This window comes from Halomonas sp. 328 (assembly GCF_015645095.1).
In the GTDB taxonomy this organism is placed as follows: domain Bacteria; phylum Pseudomonadota; class Gammaproteobacteria; order Pseudomonadales; family Halomonadaceae; genus Bisbaumannia.
Map to the genome: position 1 here is coordinate 61761 of NZ_JADOTW010000002.1, position 21621 is coordinate 83381.

Below are 21621 nucleotides of genomic sequence, written 5' to 3' on the forward strand. Positions count from 1 at the left end.
GGTCCTGCTCAGGAAACATAGGGAAACATTTGGTTACCCTGTACCACGGTCCAATACTCCGCCTCTTCCTCCTCTCCTAGCCTTGAGATAAGTGCCGACCGCTGTCGGCCAGCCTTGTGGAGCCGCTGTGCGCTCCGGGCACTCATCGATGGCTAAGGAAGGGGATACGCCATGAGCATCGCAGTCGTTCTCTCGGTAACCGGACAGGCCTGGGCGCGGGACGCCGAGGGCAACCTTCGTGAGCTGCGTCCCGGCGACGTGCTCCAGGAAGGCGAAGTGGTGGTCACTTCCGATGACGGCAGCGTCGATCTTGACTTCGGGGGCGGCGAGGCCGGCCTGGTGGTGATCGAGCCCGGTCAGGAAGTGCTGATGCAGGCCGAGCTGGTCCCCGGTGTCGAGGTGGATGCCGAACAGGCCAGCGTCCAGGACGATGAGGTCGAGGCCTTGCTGGCGGCTCTAGAGGACGACGATATCGACCTGCTGGATATCCTCGAGGATACCGCCGCGGGCGCCGGTGCCGGTGATGCCGCCGGTGGCGGCCATGGCTTCGTGCGCCTGGCGCGGATCACCGAAGGCGTGGATCCGCTGAGCTTTCAATACGGCTTCGGTCTGGCCGGAGGCCCCGAGGGCGGGCTCGGCGAGCCGCAATTGCTCGAAGAGGAGAACTTCTTCCCTTCCGCGGGTAGCTCCGAGGCCGAGCTCTTCGACGAGAATCTTTTAATCGAGGGGGGATCCTTCTTCGAGGGCACCCTGAACTTCGATTTCGGGCTGGATGGTATCGGCGGCATTAACTTCGCCGCCATGGCGGGCACTACCGCCACCATCGGCACCGAGCTGGTGGTCTATAGCTGGAGCGGCAATACCCTGACTGCCACCATCGAGGGCGGTGATCGCGATGGCACCGACCTGTTCGAGCTGACGGTGAATCCCGTCACTGGCGAGTACACCCTTACCCTGCTGACCAATGTGCTGCATACCGAGCCCGGTACCGAAGGCGACGAAAGCGTCCAGACCACGCTGACCTTTACCGTGCTGGATAGCGATGGCGACTCGGCCCAGGGCAACCTGGTGGTGACCTTCTTCGATGATGTGCCGGTGCTGGAGGACGTGGCCCTGGCCGATGACGTGGCGGTGCTGCTCGACGAGACCGACGCCGGTGAGAACTTCGCGGGCGGTCCGATCATTGCCACCAGTGGCGGGGCGGTCCTCGACTTCACCGCCCTGTTCGGGGCCGATGGTCCCGCCGAGGATGACAGCATCGTCTATGGCCTGGCGCTGAGCGGCGATGGCAGCACCGAGTTGACCACCACGGTCGGTGGGCATGCCATCACTTTGGTCGCGGTGTCCGATACGGTGATCGAGGGCCAGTACGACGGTACCAATGTCGCCTTCACGGTGGAGATCAACGCCGACGGCAGCATCACGGTGACCCAGTACGTGGCCCTGGCGCACCCGGTGGCCGGTGACGACAGCGACGGCGAGCACAGCGATACCCTGAGCCTGGCCGGGCTGATCACCGCCACGGTGGAGATCACCGACGGCGACGGCGACACCGCCAGCGGCGGTGCCGAGATCGGCGCGGTGATCACCTTCGTCGATGACGGCCCGGTGCTGGAGGACGTGGTCCTGGCCGATGAGGTGGCGGTGCTGCTCGACGAGACCGATGCCGGCGAGAACTTCGCGGGCGGTCCGATCATTGCCACCAGTGGCGGGGCGGTCCTCGACTTCACCGCCCTGTTCGGGGCCGATGGTCCCGCCGAGGATGACAGCATCGTCTATGGCCTGGCGCTGAGCGGCGATGGCAGCACCGAGTTGACCACCACGGTCGGTGGGCATGCCATCACCTTGGTCGCGGTGTCCGATACGGTGATCGAGGGCCAGTACGACGGTACCAATGTCGCCTTCACGGTGGAGATCAACGCCGACGGCAGCATCACGGTGACCCAGTACGTGGCCCTGGCGCACCCGGTGGCCGGTGACGACAGCGACGGCGAGCACAGCGATACCCTGAGCCTGGCCGGGCTGATCACCGCCACGGTGGAGATCACCGACGGCGACGGCGACACCGCCAGCGGCGGTGCCGAGATCGGCGCGGTGATCACCTTCGTCGATGACGGTCCGACAGTCGAAGAGATCATTGTCGATCAGGATGGTAGTGCCACCATCGATGAAAGTGCCGGTGATCAAGCCGATGAGCTGGCCTTTGGAGATCTGCCCGAGGCGATCCAACTGCTGTTTGCCGGCTTCGATGGTGAGGCCCTGGCGGACGTCGACTTCGGTGACGCCCAGTATGCCCGCAGCGGCAGCGCCGTTGTCACCGCCATGGTGGACTTCGGTGCTGATGGTGAAGCCGCTGGGGGCGGCCTGGCCTTCGGTCTGGCGTTGTATGATGCCAGCGACGCCGACGCCGAGGTGGTTACCAGCGGGGTCGACTCCGGACTGATGACCACCGACGGCACCAAGATTTATCTGTTCGAAGAAGGTGGGGCCATTGTCGGTCGAGTGGCCGATGGTGGTGGCGAGCCCAATCCCGATGGCGCGGTGGTCTTCGTGGTGGCTCTGGACGAAGACGGCCACCTCAACGTGGTGCTCTACGCCTCGCTGCATCACCCGGACGAGACCGATCCCAATGACGCCGTGGACCTGGATGGCCTGGTCTATGCGGTGGTGACCGCCACCGATGGGGATGGCGACACCACGACTGCCACGGCGGAAGTCGGTGCCCTGGTGGTGTTCCTGGATGATGGCCCGGTCATTCACTTCGTGAATAGCCTGGATATCGTCAATGTGGCCAATACCTTTACCGGGCTATGGAGCTTCGATGCCGGAGCCGATGGGCTCTTGGCGGATAGCAATATCATTGACAGTGGAATCAATGTCCTCCTGACGACAGAGCTGGAGGGAGTAGAGCTTGTCAGGGAAGATCTATTCGGGGAGGACGGAGAGTATCTAGGCGAGAAGCTGACCGCCATCTTTGGCGATGACGATGAGGTCTTCTTCGAGCTGACGGTTTGGGTCGACGGTACCTACGACTTTAACCTGGTGACGCCCAACCCGACTACTACGGAGACCCTCGAGCTGAATCAGCAGCTACCGGGGAACTTTACGGAACTATGGGCCGAGCAGGTTCTCGATGGTCAGGAGCTGGAGACCGATATTCGCTTTACTGGGAGTGGAAATATTAACCCCAGTCAACAGGGCATTGGGGTGGGTAATAACCTATTCAACCCCGATGATATGCTGCGGCTGGAGTTCTTCGAGGGGGATAAGGATGGTGATCCCAATACCTCCCCCGACCTAAATGATGACAAGAAGTCCATCGATGCGATAACCCTGACGTTCCGCTATCAGAACCCGGGCTCTTCGACTTTCCGCTTCACCCTCTATGACGAGGAGGGAAACATCCTCCATGTGTTCGAAGAGACCGTCACCTCGCAGAATATCGGTGGTGACCACTTTGGCAGCGTAGAGATCGATAGTAGCTTGATTGCCGGGGTCGATGAGTTCCATGCAATACAGATCGACCATCTGAGTGGTGATGCAGCTCGCCTCTATGGCACCGAGACCTCAATCAGCATCCTGCCGGATGATCAGACCCTGGCCTTTACCGTGGAGGTGGTCGATGGTGATGGCGACAGCGTGACCGAGAGCTTCTCCGTGACCATCGATGCGGATACCGAAGTCATCGTGGGGGAGGGTGACAGCACGGTGCTGGAGGGGTCTGGCGATGGCAAGGTCTATATCGACGGTACCAGTGGCGGCGATGAGCTGATCGGTGGAGACGACAACGACCTGCTGGTCGCCGGTGATGGAGGCGTGATCCTCGACGGTGGCGCCGGTGACGATACCTTGATTGGTGGTGATGGCAACGACACCCTGATCGGCGGAGCCGGCAACGATGTGCTCTGGGGTGGTCTGGGTGCCGATACCTTCCAGTGGCAGCTCAACGACCAAGGAAGCGAGGGGGATCCCGCCGTGGATCTGGTGATGGACTTCACCCTCGACCTGATCGATGGCTATACCGGGAGCGGGGAGGCGGATCGGCTGGATATCGGCGACTTGCTCGATGGTGCTACCGAGGTCACTCTGGCCAACTACCTGCATGCCGAGGCCGATGGTGACGATACCGTGCTGCATATCAGTACCAGTGGCGGCTTTACCGACGGTAACTTCGACGAGAGCAAAGTCGACCAGACCATTATCCTCAAGGGGGTGGAATTCAGCGCAACCTTGGTGGATGAAATGCTCAACAATGGCCAGCTGAATATCGATTGAGCCGACTCGATCGCATCCACCCACCGCCGTGCCCGCCTTGCGGGCACGGTTTTTTTTATATTGGGTTATGCTGAAGTCAAGATACGCTTGGGCGAGGAGGGTGCCATGTACGTGAGCCGGGATGAGACGGGGGCCTTGCGCAGGGTCAGCCGGGAGGCGACCCCCGAGTGCCGGGAGTGGCTGCCCGGGGACGATCCCGAGCTGGATCGCTTCCTGGGCCGGGAGACCGCCCGGGATCCCATGCAGGCCTCGGACCTGGAGCTGGTCCGGGTGCTGGAGGACCTGATCCAGGTGCTGATGGAGAAGGGGGTGATCAGCTTCACCGACCTGCCCGATGCGGCCCGGGACAAGCTGTTGACCCGGCAGTCGCTGCGTCGCCGGATCAATAGCGTCAATCTGCTGGATGATGAGGAGGATGGCGTCATCTGATCGACGTTCAACCGTCGCTATCGTCCTCCAGCTCGTGGCGCGGGTCACGGATGCCCGGTCCGGTCAGGCCATGGACGCCGATCTCGACCAGGGTATCCCGCTCCGCGTGGGTGGCGACCCCCTCGGCGATGGCCAGGATGCCCAGCGAGCGGCATAGGGTCACCATGCCGCGCACGATGGTCTGGCGTTCCTGGCTGCCGTCGATGCCTCCCACCAGGCTCACGTCCAGCTTGATATAGCCAAGCCCCAGATCCTGAAGGTCGGCGAGCCGCGCCAGGCCGGCGCCGGCGTGTTCCAGGCCGATTGGGCAGCCATGGGGGCGGAGTGCCTGGCAGAGGTCGCGGACCCGCTCCAGGCGGTGTTCCACCGCCACCTGGGGCAGCTCCAGCCACAGCGCTCGGCTGGCCTCGGCATGAGTGGAGAGCAGCCGCTGAAGTTGACCGATCAGATGGCTGTCACTGATGCCCTCCAGTGACAGGTGGATACCCCGCGGCAGACCATCCCGATCGATCTCGCGCAAGGCCTGGGTGACCACGGCCAGGTCGAGCCGGGCGTGCAGCGCCAGGCGGCGAATCCAGGGCATGAAGAGGCTTGGCCCCCGCCAATGCCCCAGGAGGCGCAGCCGAGAGGGGCACTCGTGGTGGAGCAGTTCCCCCTCGGGGCTCAGCACCGGGTAGTGGGCCAGGTAGACGCCGTCATCGAGGGCGGCGCTCAGGGCCTGGCGCCACTGCTCATGACTGGTGAACAGCGGCGGCTGGGATTCGCAGCTATCGATGACATGAGATCTGGCTCCCCGGGCCTCGGCCTCGGCGATGCCGGCATCCAGGCGGCTGAGCAGTTCGGCCCGCTGGCTGTCCGGGGTCAGGCGGACGATGGCCATGGGCAGGGGAATGCCCTCGGCGGCATCGGCCAGGGGGTGGAGGCTATCGGCCAGGCGTTTGGCCATGGCATGGGCATCATCCTCCCAGGGCAGCATCAGGGCGAAGTCGCTGCCATTGAGGCGACCACAGTAGGCGCCTTCCTCGCCATCGGTCATGCGCTTGAGGGCCTGGCCCAGCTCCTTCAGCAAACCATCGACCCGGGCATGCCCCAGCCGCTCGTTGAAGGTGGCCAGCTCACCCACCCGGACCAGGGCGAGGTAGCCGTGGGCGCGGCGGCGTTCGCTCTCCAGGCTGACCTGTAGCTGCTGCATGAAATGCTCGCGGTTGGTCAGCTGGGTCAGGGGGTCGAGCTGCAGGCGGTGGCGCAGGCGGTCGAGCTTTTCACCCTCCTCGGTCAGCATCTCTCTCACCTGGAGGGAGAGCCGGTTCATGGCCGAGGTCACATCACGCAGCTCCCGGGTGCGTGGCTCCGGGCGGGTGGTGAAGCGACGTTCGCCGATCTCCTGGGCCTGGTCCACCGTGGCCCGCAGGGGGCGCTGGATGCCACGCACGATCCACCAGGCGAGCAGGGCGCTGAACAGGCCCGCCAGCAGGAACCAGGCGGTCAGGCGCAGGCTGCTGCGCCATAGGGTGTGGTAGGCATAGCTATGCTGGCTGGCCAGGGTCAGGGTGCCGTACTGTCGCCAGCCGTCCTGAACCACGGCGCGACCGGGAGGCACCTCGAAGCGCACCAGTTCCACGAACCAGCGAGGCAGGTCATCGACATGCTCGTCGGCCTCGCGGTGCACGATCGGCTCGCCGGTGGCGCTCTCCAGGCTGATCCGGCGGTAATGGCCGGTGTCGAACTGGGCCGCCAGCAGTAGCTCGATGATCACGGGGTCCTTGTCGAGCTGGGACATGCTCAGTGCCAGGGCATTGGCGTTGTCGGCGTTCTTGATGCGCACTTCCTGCTCGATATAGTGCCGGGTGGCGGTGAGCCCGATGATCAGGCTGCCGCCGAAAGCCAGCAGTAGCACCAGACCGACGATAAGCCAGAGCTGCTTGATCAGTGACATGGGAGCACCTCGTTAGCCGATAGGCCTTGGGGGGAGGGAGAGGGCGTCATAGGAAGCCTTGCTCCTCCATGCGTGCCAGGACGCTGCGCCAGCGGGAGAGGCGGGCGACGGGATCGGCCCGTGAGGCCGGCGAGTCGCCGACCCACAGGCCCTGGCTGTTGAAGCTGAACACCGGGTCCAGGTCGACCCGCTGGCCGGCCGGGGTAATGGAGGGCACCAGGTTGTCGAGGATCAATGGCTCCGCCCCGGGGGTCGCGTAATAGCCCAGCACCATATGCGCCTGGGTGATGCTGCTGCGACCGAGCCGTGCCCGCACATAGATCATGCGCAATCTGTCGCCGGGCACCCCTAACTGCTTGAGGGTGATGTACTTGGCGATCGAGTAGTCCTCGCAGTCCCCCTGGCCCTGGCCCAGGGTCTCCAGGGGCGTGGCCCAGTGATCCTCGGCGCCCCAGTTATCGATATCGTCGACCCAGCGAATGCGCCGGTTGAAGAACTGATTGACCTCGCGAAGCTGGGTATCGAGGGGGGCCCCTTCCAGCTGTCGCAGCAGGGCCAACCAGGCCTCCAGGGCCTCTAGGCCGCGGTTACCATAGAGTCGCTGCATGCTCTCCCTGAGGCGTGAGGCATCCAGGCGTGCCTCGGAGGGGGAAAAGCCCAGCAGGCCGGCCAGCAGCACGCCGCCTCCCACCGCCAGGAAGCGGCGGCGGGTCAGCGGGGTCGTGACCGGTGGGCATGGGCTCATGGCGGCACCCGGGGCAACATTATGTTTCAGAATGTTACCAGTCTAGCAGGCCAGGCAAGCAGGTCACGCGGAGAGGGGGAGAGAAGAGAGGGGCTAGGCGGCCTCGCCGGGGCCCACCCAGAGACGCAGGAGGCCGAGCCAGGGCAGGTGGGCGGCGTCACGCCGCAGCTTGTCGGCCAGCGCATCCAGGGCCATATCTGCCGGGGCTTCGGCAATATACAGCGAAATATCGATGCGGTTATCCAGGTAATGCAGGTCCAGGGCCACCCGGCGCTGCCAGCAGGCCTCCCCGTCCCAGGCCTCGGCCAGCTGGGCTTCCACTTCGCTGCGCAGCGGCAGGCCCGGCTGATGGCTATGAGCCAGCATGCCCTGGTCATCCTCGGGGTCGATATGGAAGGTCACGTCGTGCAGGTCGGGGAAGGCCTGGCGCAATCGGCGACTCACCTCGTTGCCGATCTCGTGGGCCTCGGAGACGGTGACCCGGGGCGGCACCACGATATGCAGGTCGAGCAGCACGTTGCCGCCCACGGTGCGGGTGCGCAGGTCGTGGATGCCGTGGACGCCGGGGACCCGCTGCCCCTCCTGGCGCATCGCCGCCTGCTCGGACTCCGGCAGGGCGGTGTCGATCAGTTCCTGGCTGGACTCCCACAGCAGACGCCCGCCGATCTTGCCCACCAGCAGGGCCACCAGCACCGCGGCCACGGCATCCAGCCAGCCATGGCCGAGCTGGGCGCCGATCAGGCCCACCAGCACCACCACGGTGGAGAGGGCGTCGGTGCGCGAGTGCCAGGCGTTGGCTTCCAGCAGCTTGGAACCGATGCGACGGGCGGTGCGCAGGGTGTAGTGGTAGAGCCACTCCTTGATGCCCAGGGCGACCACCGCCAGCAGGATCGCCCAGAGGCCCGGGGCGGGGATCGGCGTGCCGGTAAAGAGCCGTACCGCGCTGGCCCAGGCGATGCCGCCGGCCACGAAGATCAGCACGCTGCCCAGCCACAGGGTGGCCAGGGTCTCGATGCGGCCATGGCCATAGGGGTGGTTGCGGTCCGGGGCCTGGTGGCCGAAATAGGTGGCGGCCAGCACGAAGCCGTCGGTGACCAGGTCGGAGAAGGAGTGGATACCATCGGCCACCAGGGCCGCGGATCCGACCAGAAAGCCCACCACCACCTTGAGCAGGCCCAGCAGGCCGTCGAAGAAGGCGCCCACCAGGGTGACCCGGCGGGCTTCGCGCCCCTTGTCGGCCGGCGTGAGGTGGGAGTGGTGGGCATGAGCCATGGTCGAAATCCTGCGCAGTTTGCCGGGTTTACAGCTTGCCGGCGCGATTGAGCACCGGGTTGGCGTACTGGGCCAGCCACCAGTCGCGCAGCGGCTCCGGTACCTCGGCCAGGCGTGCCGCGAAGCGTTGGCGATCCGCCTCGGTGACGTCGCTGAGGTCGAGCAGCTCCTTGCGTACGCTCTCGTCGATCGCCGTGCTGGCCTCCAGGGCCAGGTAGTGGCTGGGGAAGAGGTGGTAGCCGGCCAGCACCTGGCGGTCGATCTCGGTGGCCACCGCCTCGGGAGAGTCGAGTTCCACCCCCTGGCCGAGGGGTGTCCCGAAGTGTAGCCGGATGCGCCCCTTGGGGCCGGTGATGCCGGCGACGATAGAGCGGATATCCTCGTACTGGACCTTCTCGTAGCGCCCCTCGGTGTGCAGGGCATGCAGTTCGCGGGCCTTCTGCAGGTCGCAGGGGTCGTACTCGTAGCTGATCGACACCGGCACCAGGCGCAGTTCGCGGATCGCCTCGCCGATGCCCACGCCCTTGTCCCGCTGACGGCTCGCCATGGTCAGCATCTTGACGATCGCCGGGTCGGCCCGGTCGATGCCGTCCTTGGCGCGGCCCTCCCGCTGGGCCATCCAGATGGAGTGATTGTCCTCGACGATGGAGTGGCGGATGTAGGCGGAGAGCTGCTGGTAGGCGGCCAGCATGGCGCGCTTGCCCCGGGCGCTGCGTGGCACGATAAAGCTCTTGTTGAGGCGCATCAGGTCGCTGACATAGGGCTTCTGCAGCAGGTTGTCGCCGATGGCGATGCGTACCGTGTTGCGCCCGGCCAGGTAGAGGGCGTAATTGACGAAGGCCGGGTCCAGGGAGATGTCCCGATGGTTGCCGATGAACAGGTAGGCGGTGTCGCTATCCAGGGCCTCCAGGCCGGTGACCTCGAAGGCGTCGGTAGTGGTACGGATCATGCGCTGCATGTAACCGGCGATGCGCATCTGGAAGTCGCGCACGCTGGTCACGCCACGGACCTCGCGGCGCACGACGAAGCTGGCCAGGGCGCGCGCCAGGCCGGGAGCGAAGCGGGCCAGGCGCGGCAGCTTGAACTGGGTCAGGGCGTCGAGCAGCTCCGGGTCGCGGGCCAGGCGCGCCAGGACCTCGGCGACCTCGTCGTCGTGGTAGGGGCGAATCTCGGCGAAGGGATCCGGGGTATCGATCGATGCTTGTGTCACGGGGCTATCACACGCTCATTATTGTTGGGCCAGGGCGGGGCTGCCGCTCTCCTGGGCGCTGGCTTCACCGCCCAGCCAGCGGGTCAGTTGGGCGATGACCGGGGCGAGGGTCTGGGCCATCAGGGCGAAGTCGGTCTCCAGGCGCAGGATGGCGTCGTCGCCATCGTCCGCCTGGGCCGCCTCATCGATCACCGCATCGGCGAAACGCAGCGACTTCAGGGCCAGGTCATCGTGCAGGGTCCAGGCAAGCTGGCCCTCCACCTCCAGGGCGAGGCGCGTCACCTGGCGGTCGTTCTCCAGCAACTGCTTGATCTCGTCGCTGTCCAGGTCCATCTGCCGGGCCCGGACCACGCCCTCGTCCTTGGACTTGAGCTCCACCTGGTCGCCGAGGATCAGTCCCTCGGGGCGCTGGTCGGCATCGCTGAGCCAGGCGGTCATGGCGCGGATCGGCAGCATCTGGGTGGCCAGCGGGGTGACCTTGAGGCTGCCCAGGGTCTGGCGCAGCAGGTCGAGGATCTCCTCGGCGCGCTTGCGGGAGCTGGCATTGATGCCGATCAGGCCGCCACGGGTATCCCACCACAGGTCGAGGCGCTGGCTGCGCACGAAGGCGCGGGGCAGGAACTCTTCGTAGACCTGCTCCTTGATGGCCTGACGCTCGCGGCGGGGCAGGGGGCGGCCCTCGGCGGCCTCGCGATCGGCGGCGCGCTCCTCGACCTCCTCGCGGACCACGGCGCTGGGCAGTACCCGCTCCTGGCGCAGCGCCGAGAGCAGACGATGGCCCTGCACCTCATGCACGAAACGGGGGCTGGTGCGCCCGCCCGGGGTACGCCACCCCAGTCGGGTCGCCTCGCTACCGCCCAGGGGACGGAAGGCCTGCTCGGCGAGCCGCTCCTCCAGGGCTTCCAGCGGGATGACCTCGGTGTCATGCAGTCGATAGAGATGCAAGTGCTTGAACCACATAGCCAGTCCTGGACAAAAAAGGAGGCCTATTATGGCCAAAGGCGGCGGTGGGTACCAGCGCAGCGGTGGGGTTTCGCTTGTTTCAAACCTTCGTTTGATTGTGCCCTTGCGGGTCCCTACACTCGAGGTGTTGGTCCCGATCACAACCCCAAGGAGCCCTCGATGACGCCTTCTCTGACCTCGACTCGGCTGCGCGTACGCGGCTACCACCTGGACGGCTATGGCCACGTCAACAATGCCCGCTACCTGGAGTTCCTCGAGGAGGGCCGTTGGGCCTATTTCGACGAGCGCCCCGAAGTGGCCAAGTGGTTCGCCCCGGGGGAGGTGGCGCTGGTGGCGGTCAATCTCAATATCGACTATCGCCGCGCGGCGGTGGCCGGCGATGACCTGGAGGTGCAGACGGTGCTGGCCGAGCTCGGCGGGCGCAGCGCCAGGATGCGCCAGCGTATCCTGCGGCGCGACGATGGCGGCCTGGTGGTCGAGGCCACCCTGACCTTCGTGCTATTGGATGTCGCCAGCCAGCGGGCCCTGCCCATCGAAGGGGTGCTGCGCGAGGTCCTGGCGCCGCTGGTGGTTGATCCCGATACCCTGGCCTGACCTTCGTGCTTCTCTAGATGTCGCCAGCCAGCGGGCCCTGCCTATCGAAGGGGCGCTGCGCGAGGTCCTGGCGCCACTGGTGGTCGATCCCGATACCCTGGCCTGACCTTCGTGCTATTGGATGACGCCAGCCAGCGGGCCCTGCCTATCGAAGGGATGCTGCGCGAGGTCCTGGCGCCGCTGGTGGTCGATCCCGATACCCTCGATTAATCCCTTTCGCGTTATAGGCGCTCTGGCGTCCTGTCCCGACCGCCCCGCTGCCCTTGAGGGTGGGGCGGTGGTATACTCCGCCCCTGCTGTCACGACGCTATCGCCGTCGCGCCAATCTGTCGCAGTACAAGGATTCGACGACCCATGGGTGAGATCGCCAGAGAGATTCTGCCAGTCAATATCGAGGACGAACTGAAGCAGTCGTACCTCGATTACGCCATGAGCGTGATCATCGGCCGGGCGCTGCCGGACGTGCGCGATGGCCTCAAGCCGGTGCACCGCCGGGTCTTGTTCGCCATGAACGAGCTCGGCAACGACTGGAACAAGGCCTACAAGAAGTCCGCCCGTGTGGTCGGTGACGTCATCGGTAAGTATCACCCCCACGGTGACAGTGCCGTCTACGACACCATCGTGCGCATGGCCCAGGACTTCTCGATGCGCCATGTGCTGGTGGATGGCCAGGGCAACTTCGGTTCCATCGACGGCGACAGTGCCGCCGCCATGCGTTACACCGAGGTGCGCATGGCGCGCCTGGCCCACGAGCTGCTGGCCGACCTGGAGAAGGACACCGTCGACTGGGTCGACAACTACGACGGCACCGAGCGCATCCCCGAGGTGCTGCCCACCAAGGTGCCCAACCTGCTGGTCAACGGCTCCTCCGGTATCGCCGTGGGCATGGCCACCAATATCCCGCCCCACAACATGGGCGAGGTCATCGACGCCTGCCTGGCGTTGATCGACGACTACACCCTCAGCGTCGACGACCTGATGGAGTATATCCCCGGTCCCGATTTCCCCACCGGCGCCATCATCAACGGCCGCGCCGGCATCCTCGAGGCCTATCGTACCGGCCGCGGGCGCATCTACGTGCGTGCCCTGCACACCATCGAGCATGACGACAAGAGCGGTCGTGACCATATCATCATCACCGAGCTGCCCTACCAGGTGAACAAGGCGCGGCTGATCGAGAAGATCGCCGAGCTGGTCAAGGACAAGAAGATCGAGGGCATCGCCGAACTGCGCGACGAGTCCGACAAGGACGGTCTGCGCGTCGTCATCGAGGTCAAGCGGGGCGAGTCCGGCGAGGTGGTGGTCAACAATCTCTTCGCCCAGACCCAGCTGCAGAACGTCTTCGGCATCAATATGGTGGCCCTGGAAGACGGCCAGCCGAAGATCCTCAACCTCAAGGAGATCCTCGAGGCCTTTATTCGTCACCGCCGCGAGGTGGTGACCCGGCGCACCCTCTTCGAATTGAAGAAGGCCCGCGAGCGCGGCCATATCCTCGAGGGCCTGGCGGTGGCCATCTCCAATATCGACGAGGTGATCGAGCTGATCAAGGCCTCGCCGAGCGCCACCGAGGCCAAGGAGAAGCTGCTCGCCAAGACCTGGCAGCCGGGGCAGGTGACCGCCATGCTGGAGCGCGCCGGGGCCACCTCCTGCAAGCCGGAGGAGCTCGGCGAGGGCTTCGGCCTGAGTCCCACCGGCGGCGAATACCGCCTCTCGCCGGGCCAGGCCCAGGCGATCCTCGAGCTGCGCCTGCATCGCCTCACCGGCCTGGAAACCGAGAAGCTCCTCGACGAGTACCTGAGCATCCTCGAGAAGATCGCCGAGCTGACGGCGATCCTGGCCTCCAGCGAGCGCCTGCTGGAGGTGATCCGCGAGGAGCTGGCCGCGGTGCGCGAGCAGTTCGCCGACCCGCGTCGCACCGAGATCCAGGCCAGCCACCTGGACCTCTCCATCGAAGACCTGATCGCCGAGGAGGACATGGTGGTCACCGTGTCCCGCTCCGGCTATGCCAAGACCCAGCCGCTCTCCGACTACCAGGCCCAGCGTCGCGGCGGCCGCGGCAAGTCCGCCACCGCCATGAAGGACGAGGACGTCATCGAGCACCTGCTGGTGGCCTCCACCCACGACACCGTGCTGCTGTTCTCCAACCGCGGCAAGGTCTACTGGCTCAAGGTCTACGAGATGCCGGCGGCCAGTCGCGGCTCCCGGGGCAAGCCGCTGGTCAATATGCTGCCGCTGGAGGAGGGCGAGTCGATCAACGCCATCCTGCCGGTGCGCGACTACGACCCGGAGAGCTATATCTTCTTCGCCACCGCTCGCGGTACCGTCAAGCGCACCAGCCTCGAGCAGTTCTCGCGGCCGCGCAGCGTCGGCCTGATCGCCATCGACCTGGAAGAGGGCGACCGCCTGGTGGGTGCCGCCATCACCAGCGGCAGCGACCACGCCATGCTGCTCTCCTCCAATGGCAAGGCGATTCGCTTCGAGGAGACCACGGTGCGGGCCATGGGCCGCACCGCCCGGGGGGTGCGTGGCATGCGCCTCGCCGACGGCGCCGAGGTGATCAGCCTGATCATCCCGCAGAGCCAGCAGATCGATGCCGAGGCGGATAATGAAGCCGATGCCGAGGCAGGCGAGGAGGTCACCCCCGTCAACGGCAATGGTGGCCAGATCTACATCCTCACTGCCTCCGAGAATGGCTACGGCAAGCGTACCCGCCTGGAGGAGTTCCCGCTGCGCGGTCGCGGTGGCCAGGGCGTGATCGCCATGCAGACCAGCGAGCGCAACGGGGCCCTGGTGGCCGCCATGCAGGTCTACTCCGCCGACGAGATGATGCTGATCACCGATCGCGGCACCCTGGTGCGGACTCGAGTCGAGGAGGTCTCCACCACCTCCCGTAATACTCAGGGGGTGATGCTGATTCGCCTCGGCGAGGGAGAAAAGCTGGTCAAGACGGTACGGGTGGACGAGCCGGAAGAGAGCGAAGCGCCGGCAGAAGATGCCTTGGCTTCGGAGGAGGGCGCCGCGCCAAGCGACGAAGCGGGCGACGAAGCGGGGACAGACCCCCATTTCGGTGCCGGTGACGGTGAAGACAGCTAATACAGGGAGAAAATGGGGGTCTGTCCCCCATTGCCAAACACCGATGACACGCCATTTCAATTTCTGCGCCGGGCCGGCGGCCCTGCCCACCGCGGTGCTGGAGCGGGCCCGCGATGAACTGCTCGACTACCAGGGGCGTGGCCTCTCGGTGATGGAGATGAGTCACCGCAGCGATGAGTTCGTGGCTATCGCCGAGGCCGCCGAGCGCGACCTGCGCCAGTTGCTGGCCATCCCCGACAATTACCGCGTGCTCTTCCTGCAGGGCGGCGCTTCCATGCAGTTCGCCATGCTGCCCTATAACCTGCTGGGCCGGGGCGGCACCCCCAACTACCTCTATACCGGGATCTGGGGCAAGAAGGCGATCGCCGAGGCGCGCCACCTGGCCAGCGCCCATATCGCCGCCGAGAGCGACAAGGGCCTGAGTGCGGTGCCGCGCCAGGCGGAGATCGCCCTCTCCGAGGACGCCGCCTACCTGCACTACACCGCCAACGAGACCATCGGTGGCCTGGCCTTCGACTATATCCCCGAGGCGCCGGTGCCGGTGGTCTGCGATATGTCCTCCAGCATCCTCTCCGAGCCGCTGGAGGTGTCGAAATTCGGTGTCATCTATGCCGGGGCCCAGAAGAATATCGGTCCCGCCGGCCTGACCCTGGTGATCGTCCGTGACGACCTGCTGGATCGCGCCCTCCCGCAGACGCCCAGCATGTTCAACTACCGGCTGATGGCCGAGAACGGCTCCATGTACAACACCCCGCCGAGCTACGCCTGGTACCTGGCGGGTCTGGTGTTCCAGTGGCTCAAGGAAGACGTGGGCGGCCTCGAGGCCATGGCCGCGATCAACGCCCGCAAGGCGGCCAAGCTCTATGGGGCCATCGACGCCAGCGACTTCTACTCCAACCCCATCGCCCCGGCGAATCGCTCGCGGATGAACGTGCCCTTCGTGCTGGCCGACGACGCCCTCAATGGCGCCTTCCTGGCCGAGGCCGAGGCGGCCGGGCTGCTCAACCTCAAGGGCCACCGCAGCGTGGGTGGCATGCGCGCCAGCCTCTATAACGCCGTGCCCGAGGCGGCGGTGGATGCCCTGGTGGCTTTCATGGCCGATTTCGAGAAGCGCCGGGGCTAAGCCCCGCGGTAAGCGGTAAGCTAAAGAAATGGGGGCCTGTCCCCCATTGACCCGATAAGAAGGGAACCACCCATGAGTGATACCCCCATCGATCTCGATGCGCTGCGCCAGCGCATCGATAGCCTGGACAACGATATCCTGCGGCTGATCAGCGAGCGCGCCCAGGCCGCCCAGCAGGTGGCCCAGGTCAAGAGCGCCGAGGATCCCAAGGCGGTCTTCTACCGCCCCGAGCGGGAGGCTCAGGTGCTGCGGCGCATCATGGAGCTCAACCCGGGCCCCCTGGACAGCGAGGAGATGGCGCGGCTGTTCCGCGAGATCATGTCCGCCTGCCTGGCCCTCGAGCAGCCCATCAAGGTGGCCTACCTCGGTCCCGAGGGCACCTTTACCCAGCAGGCGGCCCTCAAGCACTTCGGTGACAGCGCCGTCAGCCTGCCCATGGCAGCCATCGACGAGGTGTTCCGCGAGGTGGAGGCGGGTGCCGCCAACTACGGCGTGGTGCCGGTGGAGAACTCCACCGAGGGGGTGATCAATCACACCCTCGATTCCTTCGTCGACTCCTCGATTCGCATCTGCGGCGAGGTGGTGTTGCGCATCCATCACCACCTGCTGGTCTCCAGCAACACCCGCCAGGACAAGGTGAGCCGCATCTACTCCCACCCCCAGTCCTTCGCCCAGTGCCGCAAGTGGCTGGACGCCCATTACCCGGGCGCCGAGCGGGTGCCGGTGGCCTCCAATGCCGAGGCGGCCAAGCTGATCAAGACCGAGTGGCACAGCGCGGCCATCGCCGGCGACATGGCGGCCAAGCTCTACGGCCTGGAGCGCATCGCCGAGAAGATCGAGGACCGCCCGGACAACTCCACCCGCTTCCTGGTGATCGGCAATCAGGACGTGCCGCTCTCCGGCGACGACAAGACCTCCATCGTGGTGGCCATGCGCAACCAGCCGGGGGCCCTGCACGACCTGCTGGAGCCCTTCCATCGCCATCAGATCGACCTGACCCGCCTGGAGACCCGGCCCTCGCGCAGCGGGGTGTGGAACTACGTCTTCTTCATCGATTTCAAGGGGCATCGTGACGAGCCGCGGGTCGCCGCGGTGCTCGAGGAGGTGCAGTTGCGCGCCGCCGAGCTCAAGGTGCTGGGCTCCTACCCCACGGGTGTCCTCTAGGCATGGCGATGCGTGATGCCGCGCGGCTCGAGGAGTCGCGCCTGCTGATCGTCGGCCTGGGGTTGATCGGCGGCTCCCTGGCCGCCGCCCTCAAGGCGCGTGGCTTCCGCGGCGAGATCCTCGCCTGCGACCGCGACGCCGACGAGATCGCCCGGGGCGTGGCCATGGGCATCATCGATGGCGGCGACACCGAGCTCGCGCCCCTGCTGCCGGGCGTCTCCCTGGTGGTGCTGGCGGTGCCGGTGCTGGCCATGGAGTCGGTGCTGGCGGCCCTGGGCCGGGGGCTCGGCGAGCGCCTCGATGCCACGGTGATCACCGACGTGGGCAGCAGCAAGGTGGCGATCCGCGACGCCGCCCGGCGGGCCCTTGGGCGCCTGCCGCCCTCCCTGGTGCTGGGCCATCCCATTGCCGGGTCCGAGAAGAGCGGCGTGGCGGCGGCCAACCCGGATCTCTATCGTCATCACAAGGTGATCCTCACCCCCTCGGCGGAGACCGATGCCGCGGCCCTGGCCCGGGTGCGTGCCCTGTGGGATGCCTGTGAGGCCGAGGTGCTGGAGATGCCGGTGGAGCGCCACGACCAGGTGCTGGCCCGCACCAGTCACCTGCCGCATCTGCTGGCCTTCTCGCTGGTGGACACCCTGGCTCGCCAGGACGAGCGCCTGGAGATCTTCCGCTACGCCGCCGGGGGCTTTCGCGACTTTACCCGCATCGCCGGCAGCGACCCGGTGATGTGGCGCGATATCTTCACCGCCAACCGCGAGGCGGTGCTGGCGGCCCTGGACGACTTCGAGGCGGGCCTGGCCCGGCTGCGACAGGCGGTGAGCGCCGGCGACGGCGATGCCATGCTGGCCACCTTCGATCGGGCCAGCCACGCACGACACTATTTCGATACCCTGCTGAATCAGACCAGGTACTACCCGACCATGGAACATAACAACGTACGCTACCGGGTCGCCCCCGGTGGTCAGGTGGCCGGGCGCATCCGCGTCCCCGGCGACAAGTCGATCTCCCACCGCTCCATCATGCTCGGCGCCCTGGCCGAGGGGGTGACCGAAGTGAAGGGCTTCCTCGAGGGCGAGGACAGCCTGGCCACCCTGCAGGCCTTCCGTGAAATGGGCGTGGCCATCGAGGGCCCCCATCAGGGCCGGGTGACCATCCACGGGGTGGGCATGCACGGCCTCAAGGCGCCGGCGGGACCTCTCTATGTGGGCAACTCCGGCACCGCCATGCGGCTCTTCGCCGGGCTGCTGGCCGGCCAGGCCTTCGACAGCGAGCTGACCGGCGATGCCTCCCTTACCAAGCGCCCCATGGGCCGGGTGGCCGACCCGCTGCGTCAGATGGGTGCCGAGATCGATACCGCCGAGGGCGGCCGCCCGCCGCTGCGCATTCATGGCGGCAAGCCGCTCAAGGGCATCCGCTACGATATGCCCATGGCCAGCGCCCAGGTGAAGTCCTGCCTGCTGCTCGCCGGCCTCTACGCCGAGGGCGAGACCCGGGTTCGCGAGCCGGCGCCGACCCGCGACCACACCGAGCGCATGCTCAACGGCTTCGGCTACGGCGTGGCACGTGACGGCGACACCTGCTGGCTCAGCGGCGGCGGCAAGCTGAGTGCCGGCCCCATCGACGTGCCCTCGGACATCTCCTCGGCCACCTTCTTCCTGGTGGCGGCGGCCATTACCCCCGGCTCGGACCTGGTGCTCGAGCACGTGGGCATCAACCCGACCCGGATCGGCGTGATCAATATCCTGACGCTGATGGGGGCCGATCTCGAGCTCTCCAACCAGCGCGAGGTGGGTGGCGAGCCGGTGGCGGATATTCGCGTGCGCTATGCGCCCCTCAAGGGCATCGATATCCCCGTGGAACAGGTGCCGCTGGCCATCGACGAGTTCCCGGCGCTGTTTATCGCCGCCGCCAATGCCGAGGGCGTGACTCGGTTGCGTGGCGCCGAGGAACTGCGGGTCAAGGAGTCCGACCGCATCCAGGCCATGGCCGATGGCCTGGCGGTGCTGGGGGTCGAGCACACCGTGGTCGCCGACGGCATCGATATCGTCGGCGGCAAGCCGCAGGGCGCCAACTACGGTGGCGGACGCATCGACAGCCTGGGCGACCACCGCATCGCCATGGCCTTCACCGTGGCGGGGCTGCGTGCCAGTGCCCCCATCGAGATCGATGACTGCGCCAACGTGGCGACCTCTTTCCCCGGCTTCGTCGAGCTGGCCGGCCGGGTCGGCCTGCAGGTGGACGAGGAGGGCGCATGACGGCCCCGGTCCTGACCATCGACGGCCCCGGCGGCGCCGGCAAGGGCACCATCAGCCGCTTGATCGCCGAGCGCCTGGGCTGGCACCTGCTCGACTCCGGCGCCCTCTATCGCCTCACCGCCCTGGCGGCGCTTCGCCGCGACTTGGCCCTGGACGACGAGGCGGCCCTGGCGAGCCTGGCCGCCGGCCTCGACGTCAGCTTCCTGCCCGGCGACAGCGGCGTGCGGGTGATCCTCGACGGCGACGAGGTGAGCGGCGAGATCCGCACCGAAGCGGTGGGCGATGCGGCCTCCCAGGTGGCGGCGCTGCCACGGGTTCGCGAGGCGCTGCTGCAGCGCCAGCGCGACTTCCGCCAGGCTCCCGGCCTGGTGGCGGATGGCCGCGACATGGGCACGGTGGTGTTTCTCGATGCCCCGCTGAAGATCTTCCTCACCGCCTCGGCGGAGGAGCGTGCCCAGCGCCGCTACCTTCAGTTGCGAGAGGCCGGCCTGAGTGCTAATCTTACGAGTCTTTTGAAGGAAATTCAGGCACGCGATGCGCGCGATACGCAGCGCAGCGTGGCACCGCTCAAGCCGGCAGATGATGCCATCACGCTTGACACCACGCGCCTGACGATACCGGAAGTGGTGGATCGGCTGATCGAGCTGCTGGCCCAGCGGGGCCTGGCGCCGAATGCCTGACGATCCCTTGCGGCCCCTCGGTTAGATGTCATGGCATGGTCAGGCAGCTAAGACGGTAAGCCTGGCCAGGTCCAACCAGCGCTAACATCCCCGGGGGATCTTGGTAGTAGGCCCGCACTCGCTGGTGGTGCGGAGAGGGCGGTAACCCCGCTAACCCGTTGATCATGTAGGAACATCATGAGCGAAAGCTTTGCCGAACTGTTTGAACAGTCACTCCAGGACATCAACATGGAGCCGGGCGCCATCGTCCTGGCGTCCGTCGTCGACATCGAAGGTGACTGGATCACCGTCAATGCCGGCCTGAAGTCCGAAGGTCAGATTCCCGCCGCGCAATTCCGCGACGAGAATGGCGAACTGACCATCGCCATCGGCGACGAAGTCAAGGTCGCCCTGGAAGCCGTCGAAGATGGCTTCGGCGAAACCCGCCTGTCCCGCGAGAAGGCCAAGCGTGCCGAAGCGTGGAAGGAACTGGAAGCCGCCTTCGAGAAGGACGAGATCGTCAAGGGCGTGATCAACGGCAAGGTCAAGGGTGGTTTCACCGTCGACGTCGCCTCCATCCGCGCCTTCCTGCCGGGTTCCCTGGTCGACGTTCGCCCGGTGCGCGATACCGCTCACCTGGAGAACAAAGAGCTCGACTTCAAGGTCATCAAGCTCGATCCGAAGCGCAACAACGTCGTCGTGTCCCGCCGTGCCGTTCTCGAAGCCGAGAACAGCGCCGAGCGTGAAGCCCTGCTCGCCACCCTCCAGGAAGGCCAGCAGATCAAGGGTATCGTCAAGAACCTCACCGACTACGGTGCCTTCGTGGACCTGGGTGGCGTCGACGGCCTGCTGCACATCACCGACATGGCCTGGAAGCGCATCAAGCATCCGTCCGAGATCGTTGCCGTGGGCGACGAGATCAACGTCAAGGTGCTGAAGTTCGACCGCGAGCGCAACCGCGTCTCCCTGGGCCTGAAGCAGCTGGGCGAAGATCCCTGGGTCAACATCAAGGATCGTTACCCGGAGAACACCAAGGTCACCGCCCGCGTCACCAACCTCACCGACTACGGCTGCTTCGCCGAGCTGGAAGAGGGCGTCGAGGGTCTGGTCCACGTCTCCGAAATGGACTGGACCAACAAGAACATCCACCCGTCCAAGGTCGTCAACATCGGCGACGAAGTGGATGTCATGGTGCTGGATATCGACGAGGAGCGTCGTCGTATCTCCCTGGGTATCAAGCAGTGCACCACCAACCCGTGGGAAGACTTCAGCGGCCGTTACAACAAGGGCGACCGTGTGGCCGGTACCATCAAGTCGATCACCGACTTCGGTATCTTCATCGGCCTGGAAGGCGGCATCGATGGTCTGGTGCACCTCTCCGACATCTCCTGGACCGAGTCCGGCGAAGAGGCCGTGCGCTCCTTCAAGAAGGGCGACGAAGCCGAGGCCGTGATCCTCTCCATCGATCCGGAGCGCGAGCGCATCTCCCTGGGTATCAAGCAGCTGGATACCGATCCGGTCGCCGAGTTCCTGGCGGTCAACGACAAGGGCACCATCGTCACCGGCCGCGTGGTCGAGGTCGATGCCAAGGAAGCCCAGGTCGAGCTGGCCACCGACGTGGTGGCGGTGCTCAAGGCCTCCGAGATCAGCGCCGATCGCGTCGAGGATGCCCGCAACGCCCTGAGCGAGGGTGACAGCGTCGAGGCCCGTATCATCGGTGTCGATCGCAAGAACCGTCAGATCAGCCTGTCCATCAAGGCCAAGGATCAGGAAGATACTCGCCAGAACCTCAAGAAGCTGCGCGAGCAGGACGTCGACGCGGGTGGCCCGACCACCATCGGCGACCTGATCAAGCAGCAGATGGGTCAGGACTAAGCCCTAGCGCTTGTCCCAGCCACTC

The 21621-nt window shown here is 66.0% G+C and carries 14 protein-coding genes; 9 read left to right on the forward strand and 5 right to left on the reverse strand.

What is annotated here, in order from left to right; all coding sequences use genetic code 11:
• Nucleotides 1-171 precede the first annotated feature (171 nt).
• On the forward strand, nt 172-4275 hold the full coding sequence (locus IHD13_RS18390) for a retention module-containing protein (protein WP_195859203.1): 4104 nt from the start codon (nt 172-174) through the stop codon (nt 4273-4275).
• Nucleotides 4276-4380: 105 nt separating this feature from the next.
• Entirely contained in the window at nt 4381-4704 is a 324-nt protein-coding gene (locus IHD13_RS01175; RefSeq protein ID WP_195859204.1) for a tryptophan synthase subunit beta like protein, read from the forward strand.
• A gap of 7 nt (nt 4705-4711) precedes the next feature.
• Here the strand turns inward: IHD13_RS01175 and IHD13_RS01180 are convergent, their stop codons facing one another.
• The 5 genes from IHD13_RS01180 to IHD13_RS01200 form a co-directional block, all read right to left on the reverse strand.
• Nucleotides 4712-6640, reverse strand: coding sequence for an EAL domain-containing protein (locus IHD13_RS01180; protein WP_195859205.1), 1929 nt, complete (start codon nt 6638-6640; stop codon nt 4712-4714).
• Nucleotides 6641-6686: 46 nt separating this feature from the next.
• Complete coding sequence (locus IHD13_RS01185) at nt 6687-7385, reverse strand: transglutaminase-like cysteine peptidase (RefSeq protein WP_195859206.1); 699 nt, start codon at nt 7383-7385, stop codon at nt 6687-6689.
• 93 nt (nt 7386-7478) lie between these two features.
• Nucleotides 7479-8657, reverse strand: coding sequence for a cation diffusion facilitator family transporter (locus tag IHD13_RS01190; RefSeq protein ID WP_195859207.1), 1179 nt, complete (start codon nt 8655-8657; stop codon nt 7479-7481).
• A gap of 28 nt (nt 8658-8685) precedes the next feature.
• Nucleotides 8686-9867, reverse strand: coding sequence for a 1-acyl-sn-glycerol-3-phosphate acyltransferase (locus tag IHD13_RS01195; protein ID WP_195859208.1), 1182 nt, complete (start codon nt 9865-9867; stop codon nt 8686-8688).
• An 18-nt stretch (nt 9868-9885) separates the two neighbouring features.
• Nucleotides 9886-10827, reverse strand: a complete 942-nt coding sequence (locus tag IHD13_RS01200; protein ID WP_195859209.1) for a recombination-associated protein RdgC — start codon at nt 10825-10827, stop codon at nt 9886-9888.
• Between the two features lie 162 nt (nt 10828-10989).
• Between IHD13_RS01200 and IHD13_RS01205 the strand changes: the two genes are divergently transcribed.
• The 7 genes from IHD13_RS01205 (at nt 10990) to rpsA (ending at nt 21596) form a co-directional block, all read left to right on the forward strand.
• The gene (locus IHD13_RS01205) at nt 10990-11424 is read left to right on the forward strand and encodes an acyl-CoA thioesterase (RefSeq protein WP_195859210.1); all 435 of its coding nucleotides are present in this window, start codon (nt 10990-10992) and stop codon (nt 11422-11424) included.
• A 354-nt stretch (nt 11425-11778) separates the two neighbouring features.
• The gene (gene gyrA / locus IHD13_RS01210) at nt 11779-14517 is read left to right on the forward strand and encodes a DNA gyrase subunit A (RefSeq protein ID WP_195859211.1); all 2739 of its coding nucleotides are present in this window, start codon (nt 11779-11781) and stop codon (nt 14515-14517) included.
• Nucleotides 14518-14560: 43 nt separating this feature from the next.
• Nucleotides 14561-15640 carry a 3-phosphoserine/phosphohydroxythreonine transaminase gene (gene serC / locus IHD13_RS01215; RefSeq protein ID WP_195859212.1) on the forward strand — a complete coding sequence of 360 codons (1080 nt, stop codon included), beginning with the start codon at nt 14561-14563 and terminating at the stop codon, nt 15638-15640.
• 72 nt (nt 15641-15712) lie between these two features.
• Nucleotides 15713-16804 (forward strand): prephenate dehydratase, encoded by a 1092-nt coding sequence (gene pheA, locus IHD13_RS01220; RefSeq protein WP_195859213.1) that lies wholly within the window; start codon nt 15713-15715, stop codon nt 16802-16804.
• 2 nt (nt 16805-16806) lie between these two features.
• On the forward strand, nt 16807-19062 hold the full coding sequence (locus IHD13_RS01225; RefSeq protein WP_195859214.1) for a bifunctional prephenate dehydrogenase/3-phosphoshikimate 1-carboxyvinyltransferase: 2256 nt from the start codon (nt 16807-16809) through the stop codon (nt 19060-19062).
• Nucleotides 19059-19742, forward strand: a complete 684-nt coding sequence (gene cmk / locus IHD13_RS01230; RefSeq protein WP_195859215.1) for a (d)CMP kinase — start codon at nt 19059-19061, stop codon at nt 19740-19742. The genes IHD13_RS01225 and cmk overlap by 4 nt, the downstream gene beginning before the upstream one ends.
• 177 nt (nt 19743-19919) lie before the next feature.
• Entirely contained in the window at nt 19920-21596 is a 1677-nt protein-coding gene (gene rpsA / locus IHD13_RS01235) for a 30S ribosomal protein S1 (protein WP_195859216.1), read from the forward strand.
• The last annotated feature ends 25 nt before the right edge of the window (nt 21597-21621 follow it).

What these genes read in the sequence shown, in the direction of transcription:
- IHD13_RS18390 (WP_195859203.1), top strand. Translation starts at nt 172, where the DNA reads ATGAGCATCGCAGTCGTTCTCTCGGTAACCGGACAGGCCTGGGCGCGG.
- IHD13_RS01175 (WP_195859204.1), top strand. Translation starts at nt 4,381, where the DNA reads ATGTACGTGAGCCGGGATGAGACGGGGGCCTTGCGCAGGGTCAGCCGG.
- IHD13_RS01180 (WP_195859205.1), bottom strand. Translation starts at nt 6,640, where the DNA reads ATGTCACTGATCAAGCAGCTCTGGCTTATCGTCGGTCTGGTGCTACTG.
- IHD13_RS01185 (WP_195859206.1), bottom strand. Translation starts at nt 7,385, where the DNA reads ATGAGCCCATGCCCACCGGTCACGACCCCGCTGACCCGCCGCCGCTTC.
- IHD13_RS01190 (WP_195859207.1), bottom strand. Translation starts at nt 8,657, where the DNA reads ATGGCTCATGCCCACCACTCCCACCTCACGCCGGCCGACAAGGGGCGC.
- IHD13_RS01200 (WP_195859209.1), bottom strand. Translation starts at nt 10,827, where the DNA reads ATGTGGTTCAAGCACTTGCATCTCTATCGACTGCATGACACCGAGGTC.
- IHD13_RS01205 (WP_195859210.1), top strand. Translation starts at nt 10,990, where the DNA reads ATGACGCCTTCTCTGACCTCGACTCGGCTGCGCGTACGCGGCTACCAC.
- gyrA (WP_195859211.1), top strand. Translation starts at nt 11,779, where the DNA reads ATGGGTGAGATCGCCAGAGAGATTCTGCCAGTCAATATCGAGGACGAA.
- serC (WP_195859212.1), top strand. Translation starts at nt 14,561, where the DNA reads ATGACACGCCATTTCAATTTCTGCGCCGGGCCGGCGGCCCTGCCCACC.
- pheA (WP_195859213.1), top strand. Translation starts at nt 15,713, where the DNA reads ATGAGTGATACCCCCATCGATCTCGATGCGCTGCGCCAGCGCATCGAT.
- IHD13_RS01225 (WP_195859214.1), top strand. Translation starts at nt 16,807, where the DNA reads ATGGCGATGCGTGATGCCGCGCGGCTCGAGGAGTCGCGCCTGCTGATC.
- cmk (WP_195859215.1), top strand. Translation starts at nt 19,059, where the DNA reads ATGACGGCCCCGGTCCTGACCATCGACGGCCCCGGCGGCGCCGGCAAG.
- rpsA (WP_195859216.1), top strand. Translation starts at nt 19,920, where the DNA reads ATGAGCGAAAGCTTTGCCGAACTGTTTGAACAGTCACTCCAGGACATC.